Origin of the sequence: Butyrivibrio sp. NC3005 (genome assembly GCF_000424545.1) — a bacterium.
In the GTDB taxonomy this organism is placed as follows: Bacteria; Bacillota; Clostridia; order Lachnospirales; family Lachnospiraceae; genus Butyrivibrio.
The window spans coordinates 99,076-114,077 of the sequence record NZ_AUKC01000003.1; the positions used below are offsets into that span (position 1 = coordinate 99,076).

At 32.9% G+C, this 15,002-nt stretch carries 11 protein-coding genes; 1 reads left to right on the top strand and 10 read right to left on the bottom strand.

The annotated features are described in order from the left end of the window. Nucleotides 1-2: 2 nt before the first annotated feature. From rfbH to G634_RS0100425, 3 genes are all read right to left on the bottom strand, one after another. On the bottom strand, nucleotides 3-1,373 hold the full coding sequence (gene rfbH / locus G634_RS0100415) for a lipopolysaccharide biosynthesis protein RfbH (protein WP_242826741.1): 1,371 nt from the start codon (nucleotides 1,371-1,373) through the stop codon (nucleotides 3-5). A gap of 240 nt (nucleotides 1,374-1,613) precedes the next feature. Next, entirely contained in the window at nucleotides 1,614-3,107 is a 1,494-nt protein-coding gene (locus G634_RS0100420; protein WP_026503630.1) for a hypothetical protein, read from the bottom strand. Beyond that, nucleotides 3,107-4,633, bottom strand: coding sequence for a glycosyltransferase family 39 protein (locus G634_RS0100425; RefSeq protein ID WP_026503631.1), 1,527 nt, complete (start codon nucleotides 4,631-4,633; stop codon nucleotides 3,107-3,109). Before G634_RS0100425 ends, G634_RS0100420 begins: the two co-directional genes overlap by 1 nt. A gap of 353 nt (nucleotides 4,634-4,986) precedes the next feature. On the opposite strand from G634_RS0100425, the gene pseC reads away from it, so the two are divergent. Next, nucleotides 4,987-6,186: a UDP-4-amino-4,6-dideoxy-N-acetyl-beta-L-altrosamine transaminase gene (gene pseC, locus G634_RS0100430; RefSeq protein WP_026503632.1), complete on the top strand. Its 1,200-nt coding sequence runs from the start codon at nucleotides 4,987-4,989 to the stop codon at nucleotides 6,184-6,186. A gap of 439 nt (nucleotides 6,187-6,625) precedes the next feature. On the opposite strand, the gene G634_RS0100435 is transcribed toward pseC, so the two are convergent. The 7 genes from G634_RS0100435 to G634_RS0100465 form a co-directional block, all read right to left on the bottom strand. Further along, nucleotides 6,626-8,122 (bottom strand): hypothetical protein, encoded by a 1,497-nt coding sequence (locus G634_RS0100435; RefSeq protein ID WP_196805265.1) that lies wholly within the window; start codon nucleotides 8,120-8,122, stop codon nucleotides 6,626-6,628. After that, complete coding sequence (locus G634_RS0100440) at nucleotides 8,119-9,246, bottom strand: hypothetical protein (protein WP_026503634.1); 1,128 nt, start codon at nucleotides 9,244-9,246, stop codon at nucleotides 8,119-8,121. The genes G634_RS0100435 and G634_RS0100440 overlap by 4 nt, the downstream gene beginning before the upstream one ends. Beyond that, nucleotides 9,239-10,549 carry a hypothetical protein gene (locus G634_RS0100445; RefSeq protein ID WP_026503635.1) on the bottom strand — a complete coding sequence of 437 codons (1,311 nt, stop codon included), beginning with the start codon at nucleotides 10,547-10,549 and terminating at the stop codon, nucleotides 9,239-9,241. The genes G634_RS0100440 and G634_RS0100445 overlap by 8 nt, the downstream gene beginning before the upstream one ends. Nucleotides 10,550-10,646: 97 nt before the next feature. Continuing rightward, entirely contained in the window at nucleotides 10,647-11,594 is a 948-nt protein-coding gene (locus G634_RS0100450; RefSeq protein WP_035798362.1) for a glycosyltransferase family 2 protein, read from the bottom strand. 39 nt (nucleotides 11,595-11,633) lie between these two features. Further along, nucleotides 11,634-12,743, bottom strand: a complete 1,110-nt coding sequence (locus tag G634_RS0100455; RefSeq protein ID WP_026503637.1) for an acyltransferase family protein — start codon at nucleotides 12,741-12,743, stop codon at nucleotides 11,634-11,636. Next, the gene (locus G634_RS0100460; RefSeq protein WP_026503638.1) at nucleotides 12,740-13,873 is read right to left on the bottom strand and encodes a glycosyltransferase family 4 protein; all 1,134 of its coding nucleotides are present in this window, start codon (nucleotides 13,871-13,873) and stop codon (nucleotides 12,740-12,742) included. The genes G634_RS0100455 and G634_RS0100460 overlap by 4 nt, the downstream gene beginning before the upstream one ends. Before the next feature lie 65 nt (nucleotides 13,874-13,938). Further along, entirely contained in the window at nucleotides 13,939-15,000 is a 1,062-nt protein-coding gene (locus G634_RS0100465; RefSeq protein WP_026503639.1) for an acyltransferase, read from the bottom strand. Nucleotides 15,001-15,002: the final 2 nt, after the last annotated feature.

The following is a 15,002-nucleotide window of genomic DNA, read 5'->3' on the forward strand; positions in this document are numbered from 1 at the left end:
TTTTATAACAACCCTTCATGTATTTTTTTAGATATATCTTCAAGCATATGCTTGGTCATTCCCGGATAAACGCCTACCCAAAACGTTCTCTGCATAATTATATCAGTATTTGTGAGTTTTCCAACAACTCTATATCCAGTTTTGCTATTTCTAAGTTCATCAAAACATGGATGTTTTAGTAAATTACCAGCAAAAAGCATTCTTGTCTGAATCTTACTGTTTTCAAGACAATCAACTATTTTTTTGCGTTCAACTCCTTCTTTACAGGTAATACAAAAGCCAAACCAGCTTGGACAAGCATATTCTGTTTTTTTAGGTAAAATTAGTTTGTCACTTGTATCTTCTAGAAGTGAGTATAAATATTCAAAGTTTTCACGTCTCCTCTTCGTAAAAAACTTTATCTTTTCAAGCTGAGCAAGGCCTATAGCAGCCTGCATGTCTGTAGCTTTTAAGTTGTATCCAAAGTGTGAATACACATATTTGTGATCATATCCTTTAGGAAGTTCTCCCCACTTACCATCAAAACGATGACCGCAAACATTGTCATATCCTGACGGACATACACAATCTCTTCCCCAGTCGCGTAGAGATTTTATTATCTTGTTAAGCAAAGGATTATCAGTATAAACTGCTCCTCCCTCTCCCATGGTCATATGATGCGGAGGATAAAAACTCGATGTACCTATATCACCGACAGTTCCTGTAAACTTCCTTCCACTCTCCATCTCGTATTCACTTCCGAGAGAATCACAGTTATCTTCAATAAGCCATAAATTATGCTCTTCACAGAATCTCTTAACACTTCTAAGATCAAAAGGATTCCCCAGAGTGTGAGCTATCATTACAGCCTTTGTTTTATCTGATAAAGCTTTTTCAAGCATACTAACATCAATATTGTACTCAGGTATCGTAACATCTACAAATACAGGAACTGCGCCATATTGAATGACAGGCGCAACTGTTGTAGGAAATCCAGCCGCAACGGTAATAACCTCATCTTGTCTATTAACTCTTCTTTCACCAAGTAAAGGCGATGTTAAAGTCATAAATGCAAGAAGATTTGCGGATGAACCAGAGTTTACCAAACTGCAAAACTTAACTCCAAGATAGTTTGCAAACTCATTTTCAAACTTTTTGGTATATCTTCCTGACGTAAGCCAAAATTCCAAACTGCTGTCTACGAGATTTGTCATCTCACGGCTGTCATATACCCTGGATGCATACGGAATTCTATCACCTGTTTCATATTCTTTTTTTGTATGAAATTTTTGATAGTAATCAGCAACTTCTCTTAAAATGTGCTCTTTTGCTTCTGCTTCATTCATATGTTCGAAAATATTGCTCTCCATCACAGCACCTGCTACTATAATCATACACGTATTGCCTTTTCTTATGACTTTTCTAAGATTAATGTAGCTTATCCTTTCTTTTTATAGTCTATATTTTCGTAGACGCATAGTAACTTATTCACTACCCTGAAGCTTGTTTCTATGACTTTCGCATTTACTGCAAGTTTCGTGAGAACAAAAGTCAAGTGGCAAACTGGTCCAAGGCGAAGCCTTTTCAAATAGCCAGTTTGCGTAGTTTTTGGAACACAGTGACCAAAACTTGACTTACCTAGTCTCATCTTTATATAAAACGCTATCTTTATTATAATAGTCTTTTAGACCATATCTCCAGCTTGCAATCTCATTTGATGATAATATTTCCTCTATAACTTCCGGTCTGTCAACGAAAACATCTTTTATATTGTCATCCTGCAAAATCTCAAGATTTTTCTCAATTGTATCTGCCCATTTTTGCGCATTCCCATTTCGAATGGCATAAAAAGCTGATGTCGATGTATAGTGGCTTATATCCTGCGATACAACGTATCCCGAGCCTAAAAGCGTAAATAGAATTGTCAGGGCGCAGCCTAGAAGTCTTGCTTTTGGAGCAAAAAACTTAGTTTTTTTGTCATCAAAAACATGAATATTCTTCGAAGCTATATACCCGCATATATAAATCATATTCCAAAAAATCAGCAAGATGAAAACAAAATATATAAAGTTTTGTGTTCTAAGAATATCTGTTTCATTGCTTGTATACAGATTCGGTGTCCATAAAGAAGAAAAAAAGCAAAAACTTGCAATAAGCATTAATAGAGGATATCCAAATACTATTTTGCCCATTATTCTTTTTGAAATACCTATGCAAAACGGTAATAACCATAGCAAAAAAATAATCAAGGTTATATCTATCCATTTTATACTATAAATAGCACCTGCGGCAAATGCCCTACCTATTGTAGGTAATACTCCATACGTCTTACCTCCCATAACCTCAAGTCTTATATCATTTCCTTTAGCAGTAAAATTAATCACCATACCTATTATCATCAATAAAGTAGGAATCAAAAGCCTCATTATCTTTTTATATTTTAACCTATTTATTAATAAAAATCCTACAATAAGAAGATTCATAAGCACTGCAGCAAGAACTGTAAGCGTATTTCCTCCTGCAACAAGAAATGAAAAAATACTGGTTATAACTGATAAAACTGCCTCTTTTTTCTTTGTTTCTGCTAGCAACAATCTAATGTTTAATCCCAGCACCAAAATCCAAAGTGCATGAATTACAGTGTAATGAACTGCTCCATTATACCATGTAAAGCCTTGAGCCTGCTGTCTGCAGTTCTGAATTGATATAAGGCTTATAAGACTTGTAAGTCCCAACGCATACTCAAAAGGCATCTTAAGCCATCTTATCGTAATAGACGAAATAAAAAAATATGTCCCGGCAAAAAAGCAAATAATAATAAACATTGGAACTATATGATACATCTGTTCTGAAAAAATTCCCGGCTGAAGCGCCATCAAAAATTCAGATGTATAAGTCCCCTGCCAAGTCTCCATATATACTCCAACAGTCTTAAATGCAGCTTTAATCACTTCTAACAGATTATGAGTATTATTCCATGCCAAATGCGTATATAGACCATAGGAATAGTCATCAGACTGTGCGTAGATATACCTGGATATCATTAAAACTGGTATTAAGCTAAATATAAATAATAGCAATAGTATGTATGATTCTCTTTTTATAAAATCATGTTTCTTATGTTTCATTAATTATTCCTCACGTACATAGACATAGAGCCATATCTTTTTTCACTAAATTCAGATAAATCCACGCCCTTATCACCACCGTAATGTCTGTCATCTTCGTTAGCCACTACCACAATATCAATATCTTCAAATGGAATTGGTGACGTATCTTCACCTGACGCGTAACTATACTCATCGTATTTGAAGGACTTTGTTATCTCATTAGTATCTTCATGATAGTAGTAAACACTATCAAATCCATGACATGCCAAATAATACTTTATAGTTAGATTTCCTTCTTCATCAGGAGAAAATAGAGTCATTACTTTAACTTTACTGTTTTTCTTACCAGAATACTCTAATACTCCATTCATAACCGAAGTTAAACTTTTTCCGCTATATGCAAAATACCCAGCTTCTATATCTACACAATGAAGATGAGCTAGCAATAATAGTATTAATGACAGCTTATATAAGTAGCATCTTTTTCCATGAAAAAATGAAGCCTTAGGAATAACTATAACAAAAAACGCAGCAAATCCAATTGATGCAGGCAAAATATACCTTTCTAATAATCCAGAATTGGCATATAACACAAATTGAGGAAGTATAAAACTAAGAGTAAGTAATATTTCCTTCCAAAGCTTTTTCATATCCTCCCAAAAAGTTAAAAGAACAGCTATCATGACCATTCCAAATCTAAGATACCATTTTAAATCTGTAGTAAATTCTGTTTTAATCACTTCCAAATAGTGTCTGATTATATTAATAATTCCGCCTTCTACATTAGCAAGATTAGAATACTGACCTCTAACAAATACCTTTATTAGAATTATCTGCATTATCATTATTATGAATAAAGCTATTACAAACTTTAAACATGGAGAATCAATGCTGAGTTTCTTTTCTTTTTTCATAGAAACATTGTGATTATATTCAAAATATAGCGCATATAAAATAAGAAATGGAATTGTAACAATATATGATTCCTTATAAAATCCCATAATAATCACGAAAAAAGCGCTAAAACATGAATATAAAAGTGTACGTTTTTTCAAAAACTTTAATTCCAAATAAAAAGCAATTACTAGAAGCAATGTTCCAAAATTTTCCTGCGGTCCCATCTTCCACACTGCTGCCATCTGATATCCGATTATAGATAATAAAGCAAACAAATAAGAATAATAAGAATTGGCACCTAGTTCCTTTCCAATTAAATACAATATAGTTAATGTAAGCGATGCTACTATTCCTCTAACTATTGAAATAGCAACAGTATTAATTCCAAAAAAATACACTAAAAGAACTCTGAAAAAATAATATAATGGTCTAAATCTAAGTGCAAAATCATTAGTACACCAACTATATATAACCTTAGAAAGTGGAAAATTCTTATTACTAAGCAAATACTGCATCTCTGCAAATTCATGATCATCAACATAATGAAAGCCAGAATCTATTGTCCCTTTTATTATCATTATCCCAAAAACCACGAGCAATGATATAATAAAACATATTGTAAATTCTGCCATTTTCCTTTTTCTCATTATTCAATCCTCTTTTTTAAGTTTTTAATAAAAATCCCAGAAACAAGCTGGCAAATAGTATTTCTCCAAAATCATAAAGATATTAAATTTAGCCGCATCTTTCATTATCATTGATAGAAAGTCTCTTTTCAAGCTTTTTTACATTATTTGCTAAAAAAACAAAACAACACTATAATGATAACATTGCAAGCAATGCAATAAAGCATTTTTGGCTACTAACTGGCATTGTTTCATGAATAATCAATTCAAAAATTTCAATTTTACATGATGTTCTAATTGCTTTGTAATTAAATAAACCTTGCAATTGTCCATCAACATAATAAAAAATAACTTGATAATAAGGAAGGTTTTATATGGAAAAATTAGCAATTAACGGCGGTGTTCCTGTCAGATCCACAAAGCTCTACTACGGAAGACAGTGGATAACCGAAGAAGATGCCGAAGAAATTAAAAAAACTGCATTATCAGATTTTGTAACATGTGGACCAAAAGTAGATGAGCTTGAAAAAAAACTTTGCGAGTATACCGGTGCAAAATATGCAGTTGCATGCACAAACGACACTTCTGCACTTCATATTGCAGCACTTGCAGCTGGAGTTGGTCCTGGAGATGAGATAATAACTACTCCTCTTACTTTTATGGCAAGTTCTAACTGTGCTCTATACTGCGGCGCTACACCTGTATTCGCAGATGTCGACCCAATAACCTATAATATCGACCCACAATCTATTGAAGAGCATATAACACCTAGAACAAAGGCTGTTGTTGCTGTCGATTATACAGGCCAGGTTGTTGATATAGATGCAATCCGCAAAATATGTGATAAGCACAACCTTATTCTCATAGAAGATGCAGCACATTCGATTGGATCTAAATATAATGGAAAGATGGTCGGAACACTTGCTGATATGACATGTTTTTCATTCCACCCTGTAAAGACGGTTACAGCTGGTGAAGGCGGTGCCATACTTACTGATAATAAAGAATATTATGAAAAACTAAAACTTCTACGTTCTCATGGCATGGAACATGATGCAAGTAAAATGATTGATGGTATTCCGGAAGGACCTTGGTACTATGAACAGCAAATGCTTGGTTTCAACTACAGAATGACAGACCTTCAGGCAGCTTTATTATGCAGCCAGCTTAATAAAATAGATATGTTCGTTAAACGCCGTAAGGAGATAGTTGCCAAATACAATGAAGCATTTAAGGATATGCCCGAAATAATCTGTCCTCAAGATATAAAAGAGTCTGACTCTTCAAGACATTTGTATGTAATAAGACTTAACTTTGATAAACTGTCCTGCAGTAGACGTGAATTCTTCGATGCACTTGGGGCTGAGAATATTATTTGCCAGATTCATTACATACCTGTTTACTATTTCCCATATTACAGAAGCCTTGGTTATAACAAAGGTCTGTGTCCAAATGCAGAAAAAATCTATGAAGGCATAATGAGTATACCTCTGTACCCTAAAATGACAGATAGAGACGTTGAAGACGTTATCTGCGCAGTAAAAAAAGTAGTAGAGAATTATCGTAAGAATTAAGGAACAAGAAGGTATAGATTTTTGTCACTTCGTTCCAAAAATAAGCAAACTGGCTATTTAAAAAGGATTTGCCTTGGACCAGTTTGCCACTTGACTTTTTGTTATGTGAACTAATTAGATTAGTTTTACTGGCTTGTAATATTTCATGAGCAGAACTGTTTATAAACGTTGGTTCTTATGCGCTGTTTTTTAGCGCATTACGAACCACTACGTTTATAATCAAGCGAAAGCGTGTCTGCGACGAAATATACAAACAGTAAAACGGACTATATAAAAACAATAAAGTATAGATTTTTGTCACTACGTTCCAAAAACTACGCAAACTGGCCATTTGAAAAGGCTTCGCCTTGGACCAGTTTGCCACTTGACTTTTGTTCTCACGAAACTCGCAGTAAATGCGAGTTTCTGATTATAAGTGACAAGAAGTCATACTTTTTTGTCACTTCGTAGTCACCTTGAAATATTCATTCAATTCTTTATTTTTCTTTATCTTAACGTTAACCAGCTTATTGATTATTCCGAACTTAAGCATATTCTTGCTGATTGCATTCCCAAGATTATCACCAAAAGCCCATTCTAAACTTGTTCCTGTATAATCAGGTATTTCCATAACTACTTCGTTTTCACCATTTACAAAAGAGTCGTATATTGTATTTACAAAATATGTATCCATTTCATAGCATGTTTCATATGATGTTTCATCCATTGTGCTAATCATGTATCTTCCATCAGGATAAATAGAACACAATGTACAGATTGCAGCGATGACTATCATTCCAACCTTACTATTTTTCAAAGTTACTATCATAGCTATAACTATCAAAATAGACAGCTCTGACCATACACCATAAGATGCCTCTATTCTGGCAAAGTACGGAATTTTAGCACATAATAGTAATAAGAAAACTGTAAGAAAACCAAGTGAGATAATAAGCATTCTATAAACATCAAAAATATCTTTTTCTTCTTTATCAAATTTGCTATATAAAACTATTCTATTAAACAAAATACCTATAAACGAAACTACTGATATTAGCATAAACGGCTTTGCAATAGCACATATCATAATACGCAACTGAAGGAGCGAAGTTCCTATATCAAAGCCTCCACCATCTGACACAATTGCCGCTCTTCCACCATTAACTTCAAATAGCAAAACAATTCCATATGCAAAAATAACACATATTTCTATTAATTCTCTTTTGCAGAATATCCTTAAAAGTTCCTTTTTGCGGCTTTCTTTTAAATAATCAAGTAAATCAACTATTACTCTTGCAACGCAAAAAGTAACTATTATTCCCGAATGAAATAGGTTAGAAAACAAAGCTCCATAGACAAGTAATAAGAATTCTACTTTTCTATAAATTCTCCAATTGCAAAATCTTTCAAGCATAGATCTTTTACTTTGTAAGAAAATCAACACACACGTAATATTAACTATTCCAGATAAAGTATAAAAAAATATGCAACATAAATCTGCAGCATGGAATAAACAATTACTGTTTCCTCGATTTCTAAAAATAGCAAAATGAAAAATCAAAAAAAGAAGTTCACAGCATAACGCCTTTTTCTTTTCACATTTTAACCTATCTCTAAAAAAATAAAATGCTGCCAAAAGCATAATCATAATAAATGAGGACATAATAAAAGCAGCTGAAACTGTAATAGCATAAATATAGTTTCTACTTCCTAATAAAGGGTAAAAAACACGTCCTGCAAGAAAACCACATAGATTTAATAGCATCTGTGGCATTACTCTGGTAGGATTCCACCCCTTCCATATTGGAAATGGGACTCTGATTGTTCCCATTAAATCCCAATCATCAAAATCAAAAATAATAAGTGGAGATATTTTAATGAAAAAAAACATTAAAAAAATCCAAATACAAAACTGTATTATTCCAAAAACAAATTTGGATTTATTCTTAAAAATCATACCAGCCATCCATTTCCGTCAATCCACAAGTACATAAGTACAACTTCAGCTAAAATCATTACTCCTAGAATTATCCATCTAATCTTTTTATTAAATTTCATACACAGATCTGAAAAAATAAGTTCTGTTACTAAAGAGATATGAAGATATCGATGCTGACATCCCATGCCACGCTGAAAAGGAATTAACCAGTTAATTGCCCCCCATACTCGTTCTGAGTTACGTTTGCAAGTACAAATCATAGCCAGAATAAGCAATAGTCCTCCGCAATATCCCCAGAACCATAACTGTCTTCCATATATCACAATTGCTCTGTAAAATACATTGAACATTCCCGGCTTTGTATCCAGCATAAAAGCCTTCTGAATATGTACAAATGCAAGCGGATCACCGGTAAGCCTCCACAAATGATGCATAAACAAAAAAAGTCCAAGCGGCACCATCATTGTTCCTAATACAAGTCTTGTATTACAAAATGTCTTTATAACAAAATCTTTTAAACTCTTTGCTCCAGATTTTTTTATCCAATAAAACAGTATGGCAAAGACAAAGAAAACTCCAGTGTTCCTTGTTGCTGATAATAAAGCTCCGCAAAGTCCCATTTTAAGGTAATGCCCTTCTTCCATGTACACAAAACACATAGTAAGAAACATTAAATACATTGCCTCTGTATACATGATGCTTTCATAGAATCCGCAGACACCCAATACCATAAGTGATAAATAAAATTTAACTTCTTCGATATTATTCCTGGTTCGCATTATATATCGCCAGGCATAAATACATGAAATAAAACAGCAAATATTACTTAAGATAAAACCAGACAAGTCTATGGATAAACCGGTTATAATTGTAACAACCTTAACTGTTAACGGGTATAAAGGAAAAAAAGCCCAGCTAGCAGTTTTAGTCGCACTAGTAGGATATCCATTTACAATGATATCCCTATAGTAGCCACAATCCCATATATTCACAGCTGATAGAAAACGTTCAAAAGAAAATGTTCTATCATGAATCACAAATACACAATAAAACATTGCTCTTGATATAAAAAGTAATATCAGAACATAGAATATAATAAATTTTATACTGTTTTTTTCAGAGAAAATCTTCTTATTATCCATTACTCTTCCTATAATACCTTTTGAACAAAATAAATACAGCTCCTATAACTGTTATAAGAGAAACGCCTTCTGCAAATCTCCAACAAAAAGGTTCAGAGAAATAAACCTTCACTTCTCCTGTGTATTCTGCTGGAATAATGATTCTTAACAAATGGCCATCTCCAGTATCATAATCCATTTTATTACCATCGTAATCAACAGCATGTTTCTTTTTTCCAATCCAACTATATAAACCAAGCAGTATAAGAGGCAAAAAAGCAATTGCAGTATATTCACCAACAGCTGCTCTTGTATATAAATCCACAAATCTGTAAATGGATAACGAATAAATACAGCTGGTAAACATAGCTATTCTATCGTCATTTGATACTTTCCTGGAACAATAAAAACTAACGAGTACTGTTACTAGATTTATCAGAATAACATACACTTTATATGCTGTTCTAAGTGGAAATCCTACCAAATATATAAATGCTGGAATGTAAAGGAATATATCCCCATAACAAACCCCAGTAGCATATCCCGCACTATTCATCCATGACCACTGAATTTTAACCGGAAGATTTCTGGCACTAATCCCATCTGCAATACTTTTTATTCTAAGCAAATGGAATCCCAAATCATGGCCAATAGGAAGAGAATCAACAAACAATGGGATACTGCTTATTATTGTCATAACAGTCACAAAGAAATACAGTTTTTTTGCCTCTTTGGATTTACTTTTCCATTTGGGTGAACAAAAAATAACTACAATCACATCTATTATAAAAAGAATAAATGCGTATTTAAGAAAGTGCATAACAAGTGAGTGAACTTTTAGGTATTGCAACTGCGTTCTAGATACAGTGATAATATTATCAGAAGAAGTATGATTTTCTGATAACATGTTCTCTTCATATTTTCCCTTAATCACTATCTGAAAATCGCAAGAATCTTCATTGACATAAACTCTTGTCAAAACCTTCTGAGATTTATTTCTAAGCTTAAAATTATCAATCACCAGCCCATGAACATAACCAGAATTAGGATTAATAATTCCCTCTCTCTCCTTTTCTTTATATGTCACTTCTAAATCGGGAATATTCTCAGTATTGTAAGTATAATCAAATGCCATTTGATAAATACCTTTTTTCAAACTAATCACATCTGATGATATTACTAATTCACCGTCTTTATCTTCTTCAATCTTGAAAAAGTCGCCTGAATAATCTAGATCATTTCTAGAACTTATATATGGTATTATTAGCAAAAATAATAAAATTAGTTCTATAAAAACTAATACTAATATCTTTTTCCTATTCACAATAATCCCTCTTTATTGTTTTTTAATTTTGCAACCTAGTTTTTGTTCTTACGAACAATGACGTAAATGTGAGTTTCTGAATGAGATTGATCAAAAGTCACTTGCTCTTAATATTAGTCTCTCTTGCTATAAAAATAGGTCTTCTCTTAACTTCAAGATAAATCCTTGCCAGATACTCTCCTATTATTCCTAAAATAAGCAAAATAGTACCGCCAAAAAAAGCTATAAGAATAACTATTGTTCCATATCCTGTTCTTGGACCATTATTAGACAATTCTCTAACTGCAAATATTATCGCAGAAATAAAGGTTACAAAGTCAATCAAAAAACCCAGCCAAATAACTGCTCTTAAAGGAGTTGTTGCAAATGCAAAAAATCCATCTATTGCATAGTGCATAAGGCCTCTTGCAGACCACTTGGTAACGCCTGCTGCTCTTTGGACATTTTTATACTCTATCCACTTAGTCTTGAATCCAACCCAGGACATCATTCCTTTTGTAAATCTGCCTCGCTCCTGCATATCTAGCATTGCTTTAACAACAGAGTTTTTCATCATTCTAAAATCAGATCCGCCTGGTATAAGTTCTATCGCAGTCACCTTATTAAATAATTTGTAGAAAAGATTTGAAAGACCACTTCTTATCAAAGGCTCTCCTTCCCTTGATACTCTTCTTGCTCCGCAAACATCGTAATCTTCATTTACAAGCGCATTTAACATATCTTTTAAAAGTGCTGGCGGATGTTGCAAATCTGCATCCATAAGCACTACATAATCAGATGAAGCATACGACAATCCCGCATAAATAGCAGACTCTTTTCCAAAATTTCTTGAAAAAGAAATGTATTTAACCCTCTCATTACCATGCTCTTTAGCAAGATTTTTAATGTGAAACATAGTAGAATCACGACTCCCGTCATCTACTAGAATTAAAGTCCAATCAAGGTATTCAATTGGATCAAGTACTTTTTCCAGTTCCTTGTACAATAAGTCAACACAATCCGCCTCATTGTAACATGGAACCACAACATCTAATGTTCTTTTCATTATTAACCTCAACAACCTGTTTAACTCAATATTTATTAATCACTCATGCACGTATTTTTTTCGATATATCAAAAAATGAATTATTGTCGGCAAAACCATAGCTAACATCCAATACATAATCCCAAATACAGGACCCGTTTTAGCAAGCGTTGGTGTTGCTGCCATGTAATAATATGGAAGATGTCTAACTCCGACTATAAATGCGGTAACAAACTTAAATGCCAAAAAATGTAGCAGCATTATCTCAAGAGTAGATTCTCCAAACAAAATAAATAAACGAGAAATTTTAAATCGTGCCAAAATGTTAGCCAAACCATACATCATGCACCAACCGCATATACAATTTACTACAGTTCTTATAACTGTAACAACCTCAATAGGCATAAATGGTAGATATTTGTCTATTAAACCGCCATAAGTCATGTTTAAATATACTATAACGCCAGATACCGCAATAATAGCTAACCAGTTAATAACTGATACTCTGCTCAAAAAACTCTTTCTAAATACAAGCTGCCCGAGCGCAAATGCATAGTAATATAAAAGGAGCTGTGCAACAGATCCTATCAAAATAAAATTCCTACTAGCATTAAAAGCCCATACAAACAGCATGACAAATCCAATTATAAGCTGTATATTCTGACTTTTTTTAAACTTGATTAATAGATAGGACACTGCCCCGTATACAATTGATAATATGAACAAACAGCGCAAAAACCATGTTGCACCGCCAAATCTAGGTGAATAACCAATAAATAAAGCACATAATCCAATCTGTTTCAAAGTTTCTACAGGCGATAATATAGCATCAGGTCCAATTCCCGGCTGAAAACTATCCATAAGCTTTGCATCTGTACATAAAAAATGAATCTTTACAAAAAAGTTGTTTAATAATATAAAGAAAGAGTTTGCTAAAACATATGGTAAATACAAGGTCTTAACTTTCTTTATGAAATATAATTTCAACTTTTCTACACTATCTACTCGTTCTATCTTGAAAAGATATCCAGAAATAGCCATAAACAAAGCCATATGAAATTGATCAATGAATAAATCCCCAGGAAAATTCAAAAACCAAGAATGTGCCATAACTACCAAAAAAATGGCAATCCCTCTAAGCACATCTATGAGCGGATCTCTTTTTATCATTTATACTTACACCACACTCTTCCTAAACATGATAAATACATCTTTGCAATTCTTTTCTTGTCATAAACTTCCTGATCTATCTTAGCACTATTATTAACAGGATTCTTCATATGCTTAATCCAGTCATCAGCATCATATGGATCATCTACATATTCTGCCACATTTTGAGTTACTTCCGGAATACAGGCACATTTTGTCGTAACAACCGTTGTTCCCATAATCATCGCTTCGATAGGTGGAATTCCAAAGCCTTCAAAAACACTCGGAAAAAGAAACGCCTTTGCATTAGCATATAATGAATTTCTATCTGCAGTATCTATAAAGCCTGTAAGTTCTATTACATCTTCAAGACCTTCTTCTTTTATCTGCTTTTTTATTGCATCTGCAGCATTACCATTTATTCCTGTAATTAGAAGCTTATGACAATAATCGCGCTCCAAGCTATGCTCTTTAATAATCTTTTTCATTACTTTTATAAGCGTAGGAATATTCTTGTGTTTAATAAGTTGTCCCACAGTATAATAGTAAGATTTACTCTCGATTCCATACTTTTTTGAAAGAATATCAAAAGAAGTTTGCTCATCTTTATCAAGCACCACTGCATTATAAATAGTAGCCATCTTCTTAGGATTGAAATGATATACTTTCACAAGATCCTTTGCTACATAATCAGAAATTGTCACATTAAAATCAGACTTCCATTTATCTGTCAACCACAAAAGTTTAGAGTAAACAACCTCATGCAAAGGATGATATTGTGGATAATGATATGCCTGAATATCATGGATTGTAGTGATATACCTGATTCCAAAATTCATAACTGGTCTATCATATACAGGGCTAAAACATAGTTCCAAGCCATTCTTTTTCAAAAATCCTGCAAGATGAAGATTCTGCCAAATAATTCGCTTCGAAATATTAGCAGATTCTATACCTGCAACGACAAGTTTAAAGCGCTTATCCTGACTGTAATGCTTAAATGTATCTGCATTATCTTCAGATACAATTAATACAGCTTCAAAGTCTTCTTGAAGCAGTATCATTCCATCTAGTAAGTTTCTAGTCATGAACTCAGTTCCACCAACTTTTCCTGGACGAACCCACAACAAATTTATTCCAAATCTTAACATAACAACTCCAATTCAACTGAAAAAATGGTGACTTCTTGATATATACAATAACCTTTTTATAGCTTTCAAATAAAATCTCTTATTATAGGAATCTTTTTCATAATACTAATAGAAATAAATGCTATTCCTGCAACTAGAATTGATACCAGCACAACTCCTGCAAATGGATGAATCATTACTGCATTTATTCCCAATGGATGATCAAGAATTTCAATAACAGCAGCGTGTATCAAATACACTCCGAAACTAACTGAAGATAGCAAGTATATGCAATTTTTCAACTTATCACTTTCTATTTTGAAGTTTTCTTTCATCCAGACAAATAGCGAAGATGAAAACAGTAATGTTATTATAGAAAAATCACTTCCAACAAACGTAATGTTAATGCCTGTTATTTTCGTCAAAAACGGTAATCCCAAAAGCATAAAAAAGCTAATAATTCCGCCTAAATACAATAACATTCTACTTTTTTCCTTCACAAAGCCTTTGGACAAATAATAACCAATAACAAAATATCCAAGATAGCTGGTGGGCATTTTTAAACGAAGAGTCTCGATACTTTTACTAAATTGGACTAATAAAATGCTCTTGTCTAGGATGCCAAAACCTCTCAAAAAATCATCTATAGAAGGAATCAAAAAACCAAAAATCACTATAAAAAAACAAAAATATCTTGTTAATACCATATCTTTTGCAACTGGCTTTATTAAAGGAATCATCATATAAACACCGATTATCATATACAAAAACCACATATGATAATGCCCTTTAATAAACTCCGTAAGAAAAGATTCCATGTTATCTTTTTGTCCATTTGTAAAAACAGTTAATAAAGTATAACCCAATGACCATAATATAAAACATTTCAAAATATGTCCTATATTATGCTTATAAAGTCTTTGTATACTAACATTTTTATTACTGCCTAGAAAAAGTGCTCCGGAAATCATTACAAACATTCCAACAGCCCAGTGCGTAATACAGTTCCATTGACTAAGCCAAAAGTATTCTCTGGTAGCACTATCTAGCTTGTCCATATATGTTGATGATACATGTAGCACTATTACTGTAAATGAAGCTAGTATTCTTAACATATCCAAATAGTATTTTCTGCTATCATTTTCCATCA

Excerpts from the sequence above, each read along its gene's own strand:
- G634_RS0100435 (WP_196805265.1), bottom strand. The coding sequence starts at position 8,122 with ATGATTTTTAAGAATAAATCCAAATTTGTTTTTGGAATAATACAGTTT.
- G634_RS0100460 (WP_026503638.1), bottom strand. The coding sequence starts at position 13,873 with ATGTTAAGATTTGGAATAAATTTGTTGTGGGTTCGTCCAGGAAAAGTT.
- rfbH (WP_242826741.1), bottom strand. The coding sequence starts at position 1,373 with ATGATTATAGTAGCAGGTGCTGTGATGGAGAGCAATATTTTCGAACAT.
- G634_RS0100440 (WP_026503634.1), bottom strand. The coding sequence starts at position 9,246 with ATGGATAATAAGAAGATTTTCTCTGAAAAAAACAGTATAAAATTTATT.
- G634_RS0100455 (WP_026503637.1), bottom strand. The coding sequence starts at position 12,743 with ATGATAAAAAGAGATCCGCTCATAGATGTGCTTAGAGGGATTGCCATT.
- G634_RS0100450 (WP_035798362.1), bottom strand. The coding sequence starts at position 11,594 with ATGAAAAGAACATTAGATGTTGTGGTTCCATGTTACAATGAGGCGGAT.
- G634_RS0100425 (WP_026503631.1), bottom strand. The coding sequence starts at position 4,633 with ATGAGAAAAAGGAAAATGGCAGAATTTACAATATGTTTTATTATATCA.
- G634_RS0100420 (WP_026503630.1), bottom strand. The coding sequence starts at position 3,107 with ATGAAACATAAGAAACATGATTTTATAAAAAGAGAATCATACATACTA.
- G634_RS0100465 (WP_026503639.1), bottom strand. The coding sequence starts at position 15,000 with ATGGAAAATGATAGCAGAAAATACTATTTGGATATGTTAAGAATACTA.
- pseC (WP_026503632.1), top strand. The coding sequence starts at position 4,987 with ATGGAAAAATTAGCAATTAACGGCGGTGTTCCTGTCAGATCCACAAAG.